The organism is Oribacterium sp. FC2011 (assembly GCF_000701645.1).
GTDB lineage: Bacteria > Bacillota > Clostridia > Lachnospirales > Lachnospiraceae > Oribacterium.
Genome location: NZ_JNJM01000008.1, coordinates 1 through 14,960, shown reverse-complemented (window position 1 = coordinate 14,960; position 14,960 = coordinate 1). Strand labels below are relative to the sequence as shown.

General features: G+C 43.3%; 14 protein-coding genes, 1 tRNA gene, 1 rRNA gene and 1 riboswitch. All 16 genes read left to right on the top strand.

Translation table 11 applies throughout. The features are described from left to right. Positions 1-16 precede the first annotated feature (16 nt). Positions 17-1,156 carry a peptide chain release factor 2 gene (gene prfB / locus T357_RS0107780; RefSeq protein WP_330373101.1) on the top strand — a complete coding sequence of 380 codons (1,140 nt, stop codon included), beginning with the start codon at positions 17-19 and terminating at the stop codon, positions 1,154-1,156. A gap of 124 nt (positions 1,157-1,280) precedes the next feature. Continuing rightward, complete coding sequence (locus T357_RS0107775; protein ID WP_031550594.1) at positions 1,281-1,736, top strand: ACT domain-containing protein; 456 nt, start codon at positions 1,281-1,283, stop codon at positions 1,734-1,736. A gap of 156 nt (positions 1,737-1,892) precedes the next feature. Then, positions 1,893-3,137, top strand: coding sequence for a homoserine dehydrogenase (locus T357_RS0107770; RefSeq protein WP_031550593.1), 1,245 nt, complete (start codon positions 1,893-1,895; stop codon positions 3,135-3,137). A gap of 13 nt (positions 3,138-3,150) precedes the next feature. Further along, on the top strand, positions 3,151-3,564 hold the full coding sequence (gene tsaE, locus T357_RS0107765; RefSeq protein ID WP_031550590.1) for a tRNA (adenosine(37)-N6)-threonylcarbamoyltransferase complex ATPase subunit type 1 TsaE: 414 nt from the start codon (positions 3,151-3,153) through the stop codon (positions 3,562-3,564). 23 nt (positions 3,565-3,587) lie between these two features. After that, positions 3,588-4,469, top strand: coding sequence for a tRNA (adenosine(37)-N6)-threonylcarbamoyltransferase complex dimerization subunit type 1 TsaB (gene tsaB / locus T357_RS0107760; protein WP_031550588.1), 882 nt, complete (start codon positions 3,588-3,590; stop codon positions 4,467-4,469). Between the two features lie 114 nt (positions 4,470-4,583). Next, complete coding sequence (gene rimI, locus T357_RS0107755) at positions 4,584-5,075, top strand: ribosomal protein S18-alanine N-acetyltransferase (RefSeq protein WP_044916466.1); 492 nt, start codon at positions 4,584-4,586, stop codon at positions 5,073-5,075. 13 nt (positions 5,076-5,088) lie between these two features. Then, positions 5,089-6,012: a ribonuclease Z gene (locus T357_RS0107750; protein WP_031550585.1), complete on the top strand. Its 924-nt coding sequence runs from the start codon at positions 5,089-5,091 to the stop codon at positions 6,010-6,012. A gap of 115 nt (positions 6,013-6,127) precedes the next feature. Beyond that, entirely contained in the window at positions 6,128-7,147 is a 1,020-nt protein-coding gene (gene tsaD, locus T357_RS0107745; protein WP_031550583.1) for a tRNA (adenosine(37)-N6)-threonylcarbamoyltransferase complex transferase subunit TsaD, read from the top strand. 207 nt (positions 7,148-7,354) lie between these two features. Continuing rightward, positions 7,355-8,098 carry a 2-C-methyl-D-erythritol 4-phosphate cytidylyltransferase gene (ispD, locus tag T357_RS0107740; protein WP_031550580.1) on the top strand — a complete coding sequence of 248 codons (744 nt, stop codon included), beginning with the start codon at positions 7,355-7,357 and terminating at the stop codon, positions 8,096-8,098. 207 nt (positions 8,099-8,305) lie between these two features. Then, a riboswitch (purine riboswitch) is annotated at positions 8,306-8,407 on the top strand. A 244-nt stretch (positions 8,408-8,651) separates the two neighbouring features. Then, positions 8,652-9,941 (top strand): BMP family ABC transporter substrate-binding protein, encoded by a 1,290-nt coding sequence (locus T357_RS0107735; RefSeq protein ID WP_031550576.1) that lies wholly within the window; start codon positions 8,652-8,654, stop codon positions 9,939-9,941. Between the two features lie 201 nt (positions 9,942-10,142). After that, positions 10,143-11,669: an ABC transporter ATP-binding protein gene (locus tag T357_RS0107730; RefSeq protein ID WP_031550574.1), complete on the top strand. Its 1,527-nt coding sequence runs from the start codon at positions 10,143-10,145 to the stop codon at positions 11,667-11,669. A gap of 3 nt (positions 11,670-11,672) precedes the next feature. Continuing rightward, complete coding sequence (locus tag T357_RS0107725) at positions 11,673-12,773, top strand: ABC transporter permease (protein WP_031550572.1); 1,101 nt, start codon at positions 11,673-11,675, stop codon at positions 12,771-12,773. Beyond that, positions 12,773-13,765: an ABC transporter permease gene (locus T357_RS0107720; protein WP_031550570.1), complete on the top strand. Its 993-nt coding sequence runs from the start codon at positions 12,773-12,775 to the stop codon at positions 13,763-13,765. The genes T357_RS0107725 and T357_RS0107720 overlap by 1 nt, the downstream gene beginning before the upstream one ends. A gap of 13 nt (positions 13,766-13,778) precedes the next feature. Then, positions 13,779-14,357, top strand: coding sequence for a xanthine phosphoribosyltransferase (locus tag T357_RS0107715; protein ID WP_031550569.1), 579 nt, complete (start codon positions 13,779-13,781; stop codon positions 14,355-14,357). Positions 14,358-14,544: 187 nt separating this feature from the next. Continuing rightward, positions 14,545-14,630: transfer RNA gene (locus T357_RS0107710), tRNA-Ser, on the top strand. 235 nt (positions 14,631-14,865) lie between these two features. Further along, positions 14,866-14,960: ribosomal RNA gene (locus T357_RS21425) — 16S ribosomal RNA — on the top strand; the annotation flags it as partial.

Sequence of the window (14,960 nt, the reverse complement as noted above, 5' to 3'; positions counted from 1 at the left end):
AATAAAAGGAATTACTATGATCGTAGAGTTAGAGCAATACAAATTTGAACTTAATGGCAAAGAACAGTCACTGAAGGATCTCGGCGCTTCTCTTGACCTTGACAATAAACAGAAAAGAATCGTTGAGCTTGACCGAATGATGGAAGAGCCTGATTTTTGGGCAAATCCCGAAACTGCAAACCAGTATTCAACAGAAGCGCGTCGTCTCAAGGATGACGTAAAGGCCTACGAAGATCTCACACAGGCATACGAGGATATCGGAGCACTTATCGAGATGGCAGAAGAGGAAGATGATCAGGAAAGCGTTGCCGAAGTCAAGGAAATGCTTGATGAGTTCACAGAGAAGCTTGATGCCATGTCCACAAGACTTCTTCTTTCAGGTGAATATGACACAATGAACGCAATCCTTCGTCTCAATGCAGGAGCCGGTGGAACAGAGTCCAATGACTGGGCCGGAATGCTTTACCGTATGTACACACGTTGGGCAGAGCGCCATGGCTTCACCTACAAGATTCTTGATTACCTTGAGGGAGATGAAGCAGGCATCAAGTCAGCTACCATCGAGATCGACGGTCAGTACGCCTACGGATATCTCCGTTCAGAGGCAGGCATTCACAGACTTGTACGTATTTCACCGTTTAATGCCCAGGGCAAGAGACAGACATCCTTCGTATCCTGCGATATCATGCCGGATATCGAAACAGACATAGACATCGAAGTTCGTCCCGAGGACATTAAGATGGAAGTATTCCGTTCATCCGGTGCCGGCGGACAGCACATCAACAAGACCTCATCCGCTGTACGTCTCATCCATATCCCTACAGGTATCGTAGTAGCCTGCCAGGAAGAAAGATCCCAGGTACAGAACCGTGCCAAGGCTATGCAGATGCTGAAGGCAAGACTTTATCTCAAGGAAAAGGCCGAGCAGGAAGAGATGATCGCCGGAATCAGAGGAGAAGTTAAGGATAACGGCTGGGGTTCCCAGATTCGTTCTTACGTTCTTCAGCCATATCGCATGGTTAAGGATCTTCGTTCAGGCGAACAGTCTTCCAATACAGACGCTGTTCTTGACGGAGATATCGACCGCTTTATCACTGCATACCTTAAATGGATGCAGCTTGGCTGTCCTGACCGCAGAATCCAGGGAGACGACTAATTTAGTACTCACCTTCATATCTCCACTATACAGACATGGGGGGGGCGAGTTTATCCGGCTCTGTAAGGATTATGTCTTCATCCGGATTTGGTGCTGTTAATGTTTTTTATTTGGAGGCTTTCTAATGAATAACGAGTCCGATTATTTTGTTGTTCGGACAAAAGCATTACCGACAGTTTTAAAGAAAGTTGTTGAAGTAAAGAGTATCCTTGAAAACGAAAAGGGGGTCTCCATTGCGGAAGCAACCGAAAAAGCAGGCATTTCCCGCAGTTCCTTTTATAAATATAAAGAGGATATCTTCCCCTTTTATGACAGCTCAAAGGGAAAGACGGTAACTCTGGTTATGCAAATGCATGATGAGCTTGGTTTCCTGTCAAAAATATGCTCAAAGATTTCCGAATACAGAGCCAACATACTTACCATACACCAGTCCATCCCGGTAAATTCCATTGCGACTCTTACTGTATCCATCGAAGTCCGGGAAGACACTTCCGATGTCAATGCCATGATTCAGGATATCGAGTCCTGGCCTAACATACAATATGTGAAGATCATTGCACAGGAACAGTCTACGGTTTAACTATACCTGTCTGTCGCAAGGACAGCATATCTCTTATAACAAAGTATTATAGAGAATCCGTCATAATTAAAGATTTCCCGGAACAAATCCCCGTCAAGAGGCTGTTCAAAATGGTATAATGGTTCTTATAAATCTTATCATGTAAAGGAGTCCTTTATGAAAGTTGCGATTATGGGTTATGGAACCATTGGTTCTGGTGTGGCAGAGGTTCTCAGAGTAAATCAGGAAATCCTGAAAAAGAAGATCGGTGAGCCTGTCGAGTTAAAGTATGTGCTTGATATCCGTGAGTCCATACCTGAAGATAACGATAAGCTCATCAATGACTTTTCCATCATTGAGAATGATGACGAGGTTGGTCTTGTGGTTGAAACCATGGGCGGCATACATCCGGCTTACGAATTCGTAAAAGCCTGTCTCGAGAAGGGTAAGCATTGTGTAACCTCCAACAAGGCTCTTGTTGATGCCTGCGGTTCAAAGCTTATAAGCATTGCCAAGGCACATAATTGTAACTTCTATTTCGAAGCCTCAGTAGGCGGAGGAATTCCGGTCATCAGAACCATACATCACAATTATGCCGGTGAGAATCTCATCGAGATAACCGGTATCATGAACGGAACCACCAACTTCATCCTTACAAACATGCGTGAAAAGGGTGCTGATTTCGGAGAAACTCTTGAAGAAGCTCAGCGTCTCGGCTATGCAGAGCGTGATCCGTCTTCAGATATAGACGGCTTTGACACCTCACGTAAGACAGCCATTCTCCTCAGCATGGCATCCGGTAATCGCTGCCGTCATGAGGATATCTACACAGAGGGTATCCGAGATATCTCAAAGCTTGATTTCTCCTATGCTCATGAGCTTGGCATGTCCATAAAGCTTCTTGGTTCTGTCCAGCAGGTAGAAGATAAATATTTTGCCTATGTTGTCCCTATGATGATCCCGAAGTCAGACCCTCTTTTCAGTGTTGACGGTGTATTTAACGGAATCCGCATCGTAGGTAACTGCCTGGGAACCACCATGCTTTACGGAATGGGCGCCGGCAAGCTTCCAACCGCAAGTGCAGTTGTTTCCGACATAATTGCCGCAGTACGCCATAAAAACGAATTCCAGGGAATCGGCTGGTCCGAAAATATGCTTGAGATAGAGCCCATGGGTTCCAATGCCTTTTCATATTTTATAAGAGTAGAAGGCACATCCTCTGATATCGAAGCTGACCTCAGAGAGTATTTCCTTAACGAAGATTCCGAGCTTAAGCCTATAGTATTAGATAACCGAACCGATGAGTTTGCACTTCTTACAGATGTTATGTTCGAGGATGACTTCCTGGATAATGTAAAGGCCTTTGAGGCTAAAACAGGCCGACGCATATTCCACTTTATCCGTACCGAGAAAGAAACCTAGAAAGAAGCTTAAAATGATTTTTGAAAGTAATTCTGCGGAGGACACCTTCGCATTTGGCAAAAAAATGGGTGAAGCTGCAAAACCGGGCGATATCATTTGCCTGGATGGCGACCTTGGCGTCGGCAAAACAGTCTTTACCCAGGGCTTTGCCGAGGGGTTGGGCATTGACGATTATGTTAATTCGCCCACCTTCACCATAGTAAAGGAATACTACGGCCGTATCCCTCTCTATCATTTTGATGTTTACAGAATCGGCGACCCCTCCGAAATGGAAGAAATCGGTTATGAAGACTATTTTTACGGGAAGGGTGTCTCCATCATTGAATGGCCGGAGCTGATCGAGGAGCTGATTCCCGAAGAAGCTCACTGGGTTCGCATCAAGAAGGATCTGGATAAAGGATTCGATTACAGAAGAATAGAGTATTGATCTATAGAAATGGATAGAAAAACATGTTGGTTTTAGGTATAGATTCATCAGGACATACTGCGTCATGTGCGCTTATAGAAGACAATCTTGTGCTTTCAGAGTATTCCGCCAATATAGGACTTACACATTCTCAGACACTGTTACCTATGGTGGCTGAGATTTTTTCGCGTACCGGACGAAGTGTCTCAGATCTTGATGCCATCGCAGTCAGTGCAGGTCCCGGCTCTTTCACCGGTCTTCGTATCGGAGCTTCAACAGCAAAGGGTCTTGCTCTTGGTTACGGAATCCCTCTTATAGAGGTCAGCACTCTGGAAGGCCTTGCAAAAAATGTTTCCGATATGGGAGGCATTTCTTCAGGCAGCAAAACCTCCGGAGAAGCAGGGACAGCAACAGACAAGGATGCATTATATGTTCATCCCATCATGGATGCACGCCGTAAGCAGGTTTATACAGGAGCTTTCCTTAATGGCACACTGGTGGGCGAAGAGGAGGCTATAGGCATAGATGAGCTGGCCGAGAAAATCAACAAAGCCGGCGGTCGTCATCTGTTCCTTGGTGATGCCGTACCTGTATACAGAGATTATCTTATGGAACATCTGACTGTAGCCTTTGGTTTTGCCGCACCTCAGAATCTTCTCCAACGAGCCTCATCGGTGGCATTGACAGGTATGGAAAAGCTGAAAGCCGGAGAGACCGTAAGCGGAAAGGATTTCCGTCTCAGCTATATACGAAAGCCGCAGGCAGAACGCGAGAAAGAGGCTTCAGGTCTCAGGGAATTCGATATCACTCATGATGATCCAAACAAGCTTAAAAAGACCTCTGCCGAGGATGTTCTTGCAGCCCGTAACTATAAAATAGGAGAGGGTTCCGGATACGAAGATGAGTCCATACCGGAGAATCTCTGATTTCATTATACTGCCATTCTTATTATAAACAGTCTCTCTCGTTCATGGTGCAGTGACTTTACAATTATGTTTGATTAAAGATTACGTGTGGATCACTTTATTGAGATTTGAATTATGATCACTTTCAACGATATAGATTTTATGGACATACTGGACCTTCCGGAAGTACTTGCACTGGAGAGATTATCTTTCGGCAAAATGGCATGGAGTTCAAAGGACTTTGAAACTGCCCTTTCTTCGGATTATGACTATCCAATGGTTGTCCATAAGCAGCCGGTTAATACTTCAGATCAGGAAAGCTTTATGAACAATCTTGCAGGCTACTCTGTTTTACGACTTCTGGGTCCCGAAGCAGAAATCGAAAATATTTGTGTTTCTCCCGATATGCGAAGAAACGGTATAGGCGAAACACTTATGCAGAAGATGATACAGACAGCCCTGACAGAAAAAGCTTCAGTCATTTTTCTCGAAGTCCGTGCCGGCAATACTCCTGCCAGAGCACTGTACCAGAAATTAGGTTTTAAGGAGCTCTACGTAAGAAAAAGCTACTACAGGGATCCGGTTGATGATGCCATCATCATGCAGCTAAACTTATACAAAAAATAAAGGATTTTAATATATGCTTGATCTTTGTTTACTTGGAACAGGGGGCATGATGCCTCTTCCAAACCGATGGCTTACAAGCCTTATGCTCAGATGCAGCGGAAGCAATATGCTTATCGACTGCGGCGAAGGTACACAGATAGCCATGAAGGAGAAATCCTGGTCGCCAAAACCTATAGATCTGATCTGCTTTACACATTTTCACGCAGACCACATATCGGGATTACCCGGAATGCTTCTGTCTATCGGCAATTCCGAGAGGACAGAACCCATACACCTTGTGGGTCCGAAGGGGCTTAAAAGAGTTGTGGATGGACTTCGCATAGTTGCACCAGAGCTTCCCTTTGAGCTCATATATCATGAACTTGAGGAAAGTGTTCAACAGCTGGAGTTTGGTCCCTTTGTTATCGATGCATTTAAAGTCAATCACAAGGTAACCTGTTATGGCTATAAGGTAAGCATCAGACGCCTGGGTAAATTTGATGCAGCAAAAGCAAAAGAGCAGAATATACCTCTTAAATACTGGAATAAGCTGCAGCACGGAGAGACCATAACCGCAGAGGACAATGTCATTTACACCCCTGATATGGTCATGGGGGCTGCCAGACGGGGACTTAGTGTTACCTACTGCACAGACACCCGTCCGACGCCGACGATTACAGAAATGGCCAAGGATGCAGACCTCTTTATATGCGAGGGCATGTACGGAGAACGTGACAAGCTTGAAAATGCAAAGAAAAACAAACATATGATGATGTATGAAGCTGCGGCAATCGGCGCCGAAGCAAAGCCCCGGGAGATGTGGTTCACACACTATTCTCCAAGTGAAATGCGTCCCGATATCTATAAGGACGACATATGGAAGATTTTCCCGGTAAAGTTTGCACGTGACGGATGGACAAAAGATCTTACCTTTGATGACGAAGAAAAAGAAGCTTGAGAACGGGACCTTCAGAGTTATTGTCATGCCGTTTTCATGCTGTCAAAAATAATGTTTTTAAATACGGGTTCAGAGAACAGGTAATCTTTTTTTCTGAACCCCGGGAGACTGAACAATGAAGGATATCAATATTTTGGGAATAGAATCCAGCTGTGATGAAACAGCTGCGGCTGTCATAAGAAACGGTCGCGAGGTACGTTCAAATATCATATCATCACAGATAGCCATTCACACCGAATACGGCGGTGTCGTTCCCGAGATTGCTTCACGAAAGCACATAGAAAAAATCGATGATGTTATCTCACTTGCCCTTAAGGAAGCTGACTGCACCTTTGACGATATTGACGCCATCGCTGTAACTTACGGACCTGGTCTCGTGGGAGCACTGCTCGTTGGAGTTGCCGAAGCAAAAGCCCTCAGTTTTGCATTAAACAAACCACTTGTAGGTATACATCATATCGAAGGGCATATCAGTGCTAACTATATAGAGAACAAGGATCTCGAACCGCCCTTTGCCTGCCTTATCGTATCCGGCGGACATACACATCTTGTAGTGGTGGAAGATTACGGAAAATATGAAATAGTCGGAAGATCCCGTGACGATGCTGCGGGGGAAGCATTCGACAAAGTTGCAAGAGCCGTGGGCCTAGGATATCCGGGAGGGCCCAAGATAGATAAAGCCGCAAGAAGCGGTGATCCTCATGCCATAGATTTCCCAAGAGGAACAGTTGCGGATAATCCATACGATTTTTCATTTTCCGGAATCAAATCAGCCGTTCTCAACTATATCAACAAGGCTAAGATGAAAGAAGAAACCATCAATGTTCCCGATCTTTGTGCTTCATTCCAGGAGGCAGTAACCGACTCTCTGGTTTCAAGAGCCATAGGTCTCTGCAAAGAAAGGGGATATAAAAAACTCGCCATAGCCGGAGGTGTTGCTTCCAACTCACATATCCGCTCAAGGCTTGAAAGCGAATGTGACGATAATGGTATATCTTTCTACCGGCCAAGCCCGGTGCTTTGTACGGACAATGCTGCCATGATCGGCTGTGCCGGATATTATGAATTTTTGAAAGGCCGCAAAGACGGTCTGGACCTGAACGCCTGCCCGGGACTTAAACTTGGAGAAAGGTAAGCCCGTTAAACGACAATTAACTCTGAGAAGTATATGCACCTTTGTTTTTGCATGTTTTTCTCAGAGTTTTTTATTTACGAATTCTTTGGCAATTAATTATGTTGTATAATCAAAATACAAAAAGAAGATATCAGAGCGGTCGGATAGATCTGCATCCGAATGTCATATATAAATGGTGAAAAACAATAGTTTACAGAGGAGGTATCCATGTACGAAGGAAGAAAAGTCTACGCTATAGTATTGGCTGCAGGCAGCGGAAGACGTATGCATAGCAAACAGAAAAAACAGTTTATGGAGATTCTTGGCAAGCCTCTTTTTGCATGGAGTGCAGAAAAATTTGACCGGCACCCAAGTGTAGACGGAATCATCATAACCACTTCCGAAGAGGACATACCCTACATGAAATCTTTGACCGGCCCTTTGTCTAAGCTCTGTGCCATTATTCCGGGCGGAAAGGAGCGCTATAATTCTGTTTACAACGGATTGGCTGAGATCAGATCAATCGAGCATATCGACACGGATTCAGCTTCATGCGAAAATGATCCCATAGTTCTTATCCACGACTGTGCACGGCCAATGCTGACAGATCCGATAATCGATGACTCTATCCGTTATGCCGCCAAGTACCATGCAACCGCAATCGGTATGCCCGTAAAAGATACCATCAAAATCCTCGATGAAGATCATTTTGTAAAATCCACCCCCGAACGAAGCTCGGTATGGCTCATGGAAACACCTCAGAGCTTTGATTTTTCCTTGATCTACAATGCTTACGCAAAGCTTATTGATCAGGAAAAGGCAGGACGGCTTATGATTCCTGTGACAGATGATGCCATGGTGGTTGAAGCCTACACAGGCACAAGAGTCAAGATAGTGGCAGGCTCCTATGAGAACATTAAGATAACGACTCCTGAGGATATCAAAATAGCAGAGCTGTATCTGTCAAGGTAAGCTGTTACTTGATAATTTATATCAAACTCCGTTCCGCCATTTGATTCGGCGCTACGAACAGTTATGAAAAGTTTTTTCACGCCGGACCCGTCAGAATCCCTCTGTGCAACTTTTGCCGAATGTCACAAAAGGAACATTGATATTTATTAATTTTTTAATAAAACTGACATAATATTATAAACAGCTTGAATTAATAAATTCACTCTGTTACCATGGATGAGATTAATCGATATAGGTCAAATAATATGGATTTGATGTTTCTACCCGGTTGCCGTAAATTACCGGACTATCGAATTTTCGATTCAGTATTCAGCTGAAATGTTTTTCAGTGGTTAAATATGTCGGATTGAAAAGGCGTAGAAGCATTGATTCTACGTCTTTTTTTATTTTCACAAAGCTGCAGTAAGGAAGCTGTATGCTTTGCAGACCGGCAGTGCACGGGTGAGCATAGGAATAAAAATCCATGCTCGATTTTCAAAAAAGACTCAGTATCAATGCAAAAGCATCCTGTTAAATGGTCTTTGTTTCGAGTTTTTACAAAGGAGAAGTACCAATGAAAAGATTCAAAAAAATTATGTCATCTGTTCTGCTTGCATCCATGATGCTGTCATCTGTTGCATGTTCAAGCCAGAGTGAGAACGGATCTTCTGCAAATGCAACAACCGCAGCAGCAGATGCAAACGGTTCCGGAGAAAAAGCAACAGAAGCTGCAGGCTCTGACAAGAAAGCTGCATCAGACCTCAAAGTCGGCTTTATATTCTTACACGATGAAAACTCAACATATGACCTTAACTTTATCGAGGCAGCTACAAGAGCCTGCGAAAAAGCAGGCGTAACAGCTGTTTTCAAAACCAATATTCCTGAAGGACAGGAGTGCTATGAAGCTGCCTGTGAGCTTGCAGATGCAGGATGCAGCATCGTTTTCGCTGATTCTTTTGGTCACGAAGATTATATGATCGAGGCAGCTAAGGAATATCCTGAAGTTCAGTTCTGCCACGCTACAGGAACAAAGGCTCATACAGAGGGTCTTTCAAACTATCACAACGCATTTGCAACCATCTTCGAGGGTCGTTATCTTGCAGGTATTGCTGCAGGTATGAAGCTTAATGAAATGATCGAGAGTGGTGCCATCACCGAAGATCAGGCTAAGATGGGTTACATCGGTGCTTATACTTATGCAGAGGTTATCTCTGGCTACACATCATTCTTCCTTGGAGCACGTTCTGTATGTCCTTCAACAACCATGGAAGTTACCTTCACAGGTTCATGGTATGATGAGACAGCAGAGAAGGAAGGCGCAAACAAGCTCATCGAAAATGGCTGCGTTCTTATCTCTCAGCATGCTGATTCCATGGGTGCTCCTACAGCTTGTGAAAAGGCAGGTGTTCCTGACGTTTCCTACAACGGAAGTACCGCTTCTGCATGTCCTAACACATTCATCGTTTCATCAAAGATCGACTGGGCTCCTTACTATGCATACATCATTGATTCAGTTGAAAACGGAACTGAGATCGCAACTGACTGGACCGGAACTCTTGAGACAGGTTCAGTAGTACTTACAGAGCTTGGAACTGCAGCTGCTGAAGGTACTGCAGACGCCATCGCAAAGGCAGAAGAGGATCTTAAGTCAGGCGCAGTTCACGTATTTGATACAAACACCTTCACTGTTGACGGTGCAGCTCTTACATCCTACATGGCTGATGTAGATACAGATGCTGACTACACAGCTGACACAGAGGTTATCAAGGATGGCTACTTTGACGAGTCCGGTGAAGGATTCCGTTCAGCTCCATACTTTGATTTAAAGATCGATGGTATCACACTTCTTGATACAGCATTCTAATTGACATCCGGATTCTATAACTTTTAAAAAACATGGGGAATCTTTAGCAAAGGTTTATATTCTGCCTAATGCAAAGATTTCCCATGTTTCCATTTTTTAATGTTGACACCGTTCACAGGGATGTGAGGGTGCTGCACTTCATAAGCCGGCGGCAGATCCTTTTTACACCCACCTGATTCATAAAGCAGAAAGGCATCAGTTTTGAATAACAACGAAATAGCAGTATCACTTCGTAATATAACAAAGACTTTTGTCGGCACAGTCCTGGCCAACAACAATGTCAATCTCGATATAAAAAAGGGTGAGATCCTGTCTCTTCTCGGAGAAAACGGAAGCGGAAAGACTACCCTCATGAATATGCTTTCGGGTATATATCACCCGGATGCCGGTCAGATCATCATCAACGGAAAAGAAGTTACCATCAACTCACCGAGGGATGCATTTGCCCTTGGCATCGGAATGGTACACCAGCATTTCAAGCTCATCGACATTTTCAATGCAACTGAAAATATCGTGCTTGGTCTTGAAGGTAAACTGAATCTCCAGGAAGCAGAAAAAAAGATCAAAGCGATCTGCGATAAATACGGATTCGAGATCAACACCAGTAAAAAAATATATGACATGTCGGTTTCCGAAAAACAGACTGTTGAGATCGTAAAGGTACTTTTCAGAGGAGCAGAGATTCTTATTCTGGATGAACCCACCGCTGTTCTCACCCCTCAGGAAACAGAGCACCTTTTCCAGGTTATGAGGAACATGAAGGAAGATGGCAAATCCATTGTCATCATCACCCATAAACTTAATGAGATTCAGAGTATTTCTGACAGAGTAGCAGTACTTCGTCAGGGAGAATTCATCGGAGATATGAAGACCGCAGATTCCACCATAAAGGAAATGACCGATATGATGGTAGGTCACACCGTTTCTCTGAACATTGAGAGACCTGAGCCTGTTGATCCGCAGCCTCGTATAAAAGTAGAAAACCTCACCGTTTTAGACGAAGAGGGTGTTGTAAAGCTGGATAATGTCTCTTTCACTGCTAATAGAGGAGAGATCCTTGGAATAGCAGGAATTTCCGGATGTGGTCAGAAGGAACTGCTTCGTGCCATAGCGGGACTTGAAATAGTTAAAGAAGGAAAGATCACATACATCCATAGAGATGGCAGAACAGAGGAACTGCTGGGTATGTCTCCGAGAGAAATCTCAGAACTCGGTGTAAAGCTTTCTTTCGTTCCCGAGGACAGACTGGGCATGGGTCTGGTTGGCAACATGAATATCGCCGACAATATGATGCTCAGATCTTATAGAGAAGGTAATTCAAAAATCTTTACAGATACGAAAGCTCCGCGTGATCTTGCAGAAAAGGTTGTAGATCAGCTCCAGGTGGCAACTCCCAGTGTTGATACACCGGTAAGACAGCTTTCTGGAGGAAATGTTCAGAAGGTTCTTGTGGGCCGTGAGATCGCCTCTGAGCCAAGGGTACTTTTGACAGCCTATGCAGTAAGAGGTCTGGATATTAATTCTTCCTACCAGATATATGACCTCATAAATCAACAAAAGGTCCGTGGTTCGGCTGTTATATTTGTAGGTGAGGATCTGGATGTACTTGTAGAACTTTGTGACAGGATCCTTGTACTCTGTGAAGGTAAGGTAACAGGAATCGTAGACGGAAGAACCACCGATAAATATACATTAGGTTCCATGATGACTCAGAAAGGAGAGGCTTAAGTAATGTCAGCAAAAAATAAAGAGCCTCGTTTTTATATATCAAAAAGAGCAGATGTAGATAGAAAGACAGCGTGGATTATCAGAATCACTGCGATTTTGATCTCACTTATCGTATGCGGAATCGTAACTATGATCTGTACAGGTGATAATCCTATCTCCATATTCGCAACAATTTTCAAGGGTGCTTTCGGAACCCAGAGAAAAGCCTGGATAACTCTCCAGTATGTGGCAGTTTTGCTTATCATTTCTCTGGCTCTTACCCCTGCATTTAAGATGCAGTTCTGGAATGTCGGAGGCGAAGGACAGATATTGATGGGTGGTCTTGCCGCTGCAGCCTGCATGATCACATTGGAAAATAAACTTCCCAATGCAGTTGTCATTCTCCTTATGATAGTGACATCTTTATTTGCAGGTGCAGTATGGGGCGTTATCCCTGCAATTTGCAAAGCGCTTTGGAACACCAATGAAACCCTTTCAACCCTCATGATGAATTACATTGCAACACAGATTGTTGCTTTCTACACCATAGTCTGGGAGGTACCCAAAGGTTCAGGAAAGATCGGAATCATTAACCAGAATTCAAACATCGGCTGGCTCCCGAACTTTGGAAACAAATATCTCCTGAGTATAGTTGTTGCTGCCATTGTCACTGCGGGCATGTATATTTACCTTAAATACACAAAGCAGGGATATGAAATTTCCGTTGTTGGTGAAAGCCTTAACACTGCAAGATACGTTGGTATCAAGGTAGAACAGGTTATTGTCAGAACAATGCTTATTTCAGGCGCACTTTGTGGATTGGCCGGACTTCTGCTTGTTGGCGGTATCAATCATACTATCACCACAACCATAACCAATGGACAGGGATTCACAGCTGTTATGGTATCCTGGCTTGCCAAATTCCATCCTATCGGAATGATCTTTACCAGTCTTCTGATCATCTTTATGGACAGAGGTGCCAGTGAGATTTCCACAACATTTGAACTAAACCAAAGTTTTGCCGATATTCTGACAGGAATTATTCTTTTCTTCATCATCGGTTGTGAGTTCTTTATCAGATACGAAGTAAAGATTCGTAAAGATTCCGGAAAGGAGAATGCATAATGTTTAGTCTGGTTACTTTTATTCCTAGAGCTGTACAACAGGGCATTCCACTTTTATTTGGAAGTACCGGAGAAACCATAACTGAAAAATCAGGAAATCTGAATCTCGGAATTCCCGGTGTTATGTATGTTGGAGCCATATGCGGAGTTATAGGATCATTTTTTTATGAGCAGTCTGTTCCATCAGGCAATTTAAACGGATTCCTTGCTGTTTTTATACCTCTTTTCTGTTCACTTGCAGGATCTTTTCTGATGGGTCTTCTGTACAGCTTTCTTACAGTAACTCTCCGTTCAAATCAGAATGTTACAGGTCTTGCCATGACAACCTTCGGAATAGGCTTCGGAAATTTCTTTGGCGGATCTCTTATCAAACTTGCAGGTGCTGATGTTCCTTCGATTTCATTGTCACAAACTTCAGCATATTTCAGTAAAACATTACCTATGGCTTCACAAACAGGCTGGTTCGGAAAGATATTCCTTTCATATGGATTTCTTGCTTATGTGGCTATAATCATTTCTCTTATCGCAGCATTTGTCCTGAAGAAGACAAGAACAGGCCTTCATCTTCGCGCAGTAGGAGAGGATCCCGCAACAGCTGATGCAGCAGGAATCAGTGTTACTAAATATAAGTACATTGCAACCTGCCTCGGTTGTATGATCGCAGGACTGGGCGGATTATATTATGTTATGGACTATGCCTGCGGAGTATGGTCAAATGATGCTTTCGGTGACAGAGGATGGCTTGCAATAGCTCTCGTTATCTTCACCATATGGAAAACCGACGTCGGTATCTTTTCTTCCATTTTGTTCGGAGGATTATACATACTGTATCTTTACCTTCCAACAGGAACCCATACTGAATACAAAGAGCTTTATAAGATGATTCCCTATGTGGTTACACTGGTTGTTCTTGTTATAACAAGCATACACAATAAACGCGAAAATCAGCCTCCACGGAGTCTCGGAACAAACTACTTCAGAGAAGAACGATAAAGAAGGTATAAATATGAATTGTCTCGAAGAAAGAATAGTAAAAGACGGTATAGTAAAAGAAGGAAACATTCTTAAAGTGGACAGTTTCCTTAATCATCAGCTTGATGTCAATTTATTTGATCAAATGGGCAAAGAATGGGCAAAGCGATTTGAAGGTATCGAAATCAATAAGATTCTGACTATCGAAGCCTCCGGAATAGGCATAGCCTGTGTTGTCGCAAGGCATTTCGGAGTACCTGTTGTATTTGCCAAAAAGTCTAAGAGTGTAAACCTTGATGGTGAAATGTATACGGCAGAAGTAGAATCCTTTACCCATAAGAACAAGAATCTTGTTATAGTGTCGAAAAAATTCCTGAACAAAGATGATAAGGTTCTCATCATAGATGATTTCCTTGCAAACGGATGTGCTCTGCAGGGTCTTATATCTATAATAAATCAGGCAGGAGCATCTGTTTCAGGCATAGGAATAGCTATCGAAAAAGGCTTCCAGAATGGCGGTCAGATAATCCGGAACATGGGCTATAGACTGGAGTCTCTTGCAATTGTAGATTCCATGGATGCTTCCACAGGAGAAATAAAATTCAGAGATTAAAATAATCTTTGATTAAAAGCAGTTCCCAAAACATCAGTTAGAGGGAACTGCTTTTTTTATTTAATTTTCAAAAGATGAATTTTTTCTAAAAAAGTCTTGACGGGAAAAGTGGGATAGTATATATTAAGCAAGTCGCCAAAAACGACAAATTACTTAAACCAATATTATTTAAGTAAAAATTTAATATGCAGAGGTATCGAAGTGGTCATAACGAGGCGGTCTTGAAAACCGTTTGTCCGCAAGGGCACGTGGGTTCGAACCCCACCCTCTGCGCTCGGGATTTTAAAAATCTCAACAGAACCTTGAAAATCAAAGATCGATTAATACACAGACCCTGAAGATTCTATAAAGAAGATTCAGAAGCGGAGGATCTTTAAAGATCTGAAGCGAGACCAAAAAGGTCTAAAGCGAAAATACAATCGCAGTAAAGAAAACGGACAGAACAAATAAAGCCAAGCTTTTAGTTCTGAACGGGAAGAACTTAAAAGAGAGAAATCTCTTTCGTATTTAATATGAGAGTTCGATCCTGGCTCAGGATGAACGCTGGCGGCGTGCCTAACACATGCAAGTCGAACGAGCGAGAGATGAAACCTAGTGATTCTC

Coding starts and splice junctions, on each gene's coding strand:
- prfB (WP_330373101.1), top strand. CDS start 17: ATGATCGTAGAGTTAGAGCAATACAAATTTGAACTTAATGGCAAAGAA.
- T357_RS0107775 (WP_031550594.1), top strand. CDS start 1,281: ATGAATAACGAGTCCGATTATTTTGTTGTTCGGACAAAAGCATTACCG.
- T357_RS0107770 (WP_031550593.1), top strand. CDS start 1,893: ATGAAAGTTGCGATTATGGGTTATGGAACCATTGGTTCTGGTGTGGCA.
- tsaE (WP_031550590.1), top strand. CDS start 3,151: ATGATTTTTGAAAGTAATTCTGCGGAGGACACCTTCGCATTTGGCAAA.
- tsaB (WP_031550588.1), top strand. CDS start 3,588: ATGTTGGTTTTAGGTATAGATTCATCAGGACATACTGCGTCATGTGCG.
- rimI (WP_044916466.1), top strand. CDS start 4,584: ATGATCACTTTCAACGATATAGATTTTATGGACATACTGGACCTTCCG.
- T357_RS0107750 (WP_031550585.1), top strand. CDS start 5,089: ATGCTTGATCTTTGTTTACTTGGAACAGGGGGCATGATGCCTCTTCCA.
- tsaD (WP_031550583.1), top strand. CDS start 6,128: ATGAAGGATATCAATATTTTGGGAATAGAATCCAGCTGTGATGAAACA.
- ispD (WP_031550580.1), top strand. CDS start 7,355: ATGTACGAAGGAAGAAAAGTCTACGCTATAGTATTGGCTGCAGGCAGC.
- T357_RS0107735 (WP_031550576.1), top strand. CDS start 8,652: ATGAAAAGATTCAAAAAAATTATGTCATCTGTTCTGCTTGCATCCATG.
- T357_RS0107725 (WP_031550572.1), top strand. CDS start 11,673: ATGTCAGCAAAAAATAAAGAGCCTCGTTTTTATATATCAAAAAGAGCA.
- T357_RS0107720 (WP_031550570.1), top strand. CDS start 12,773: ATGTTTAGTCTGGTTACTTTTATTCCTAGAGCTGTACAACAGGGCATT.
- T357_RS0107715 (WP_031550569.1), top strand. CDS start 13,779: ATGAATTGTCTCGAAGAAAGAATAGTAAAAGACGGTATAGTAAAAGAA.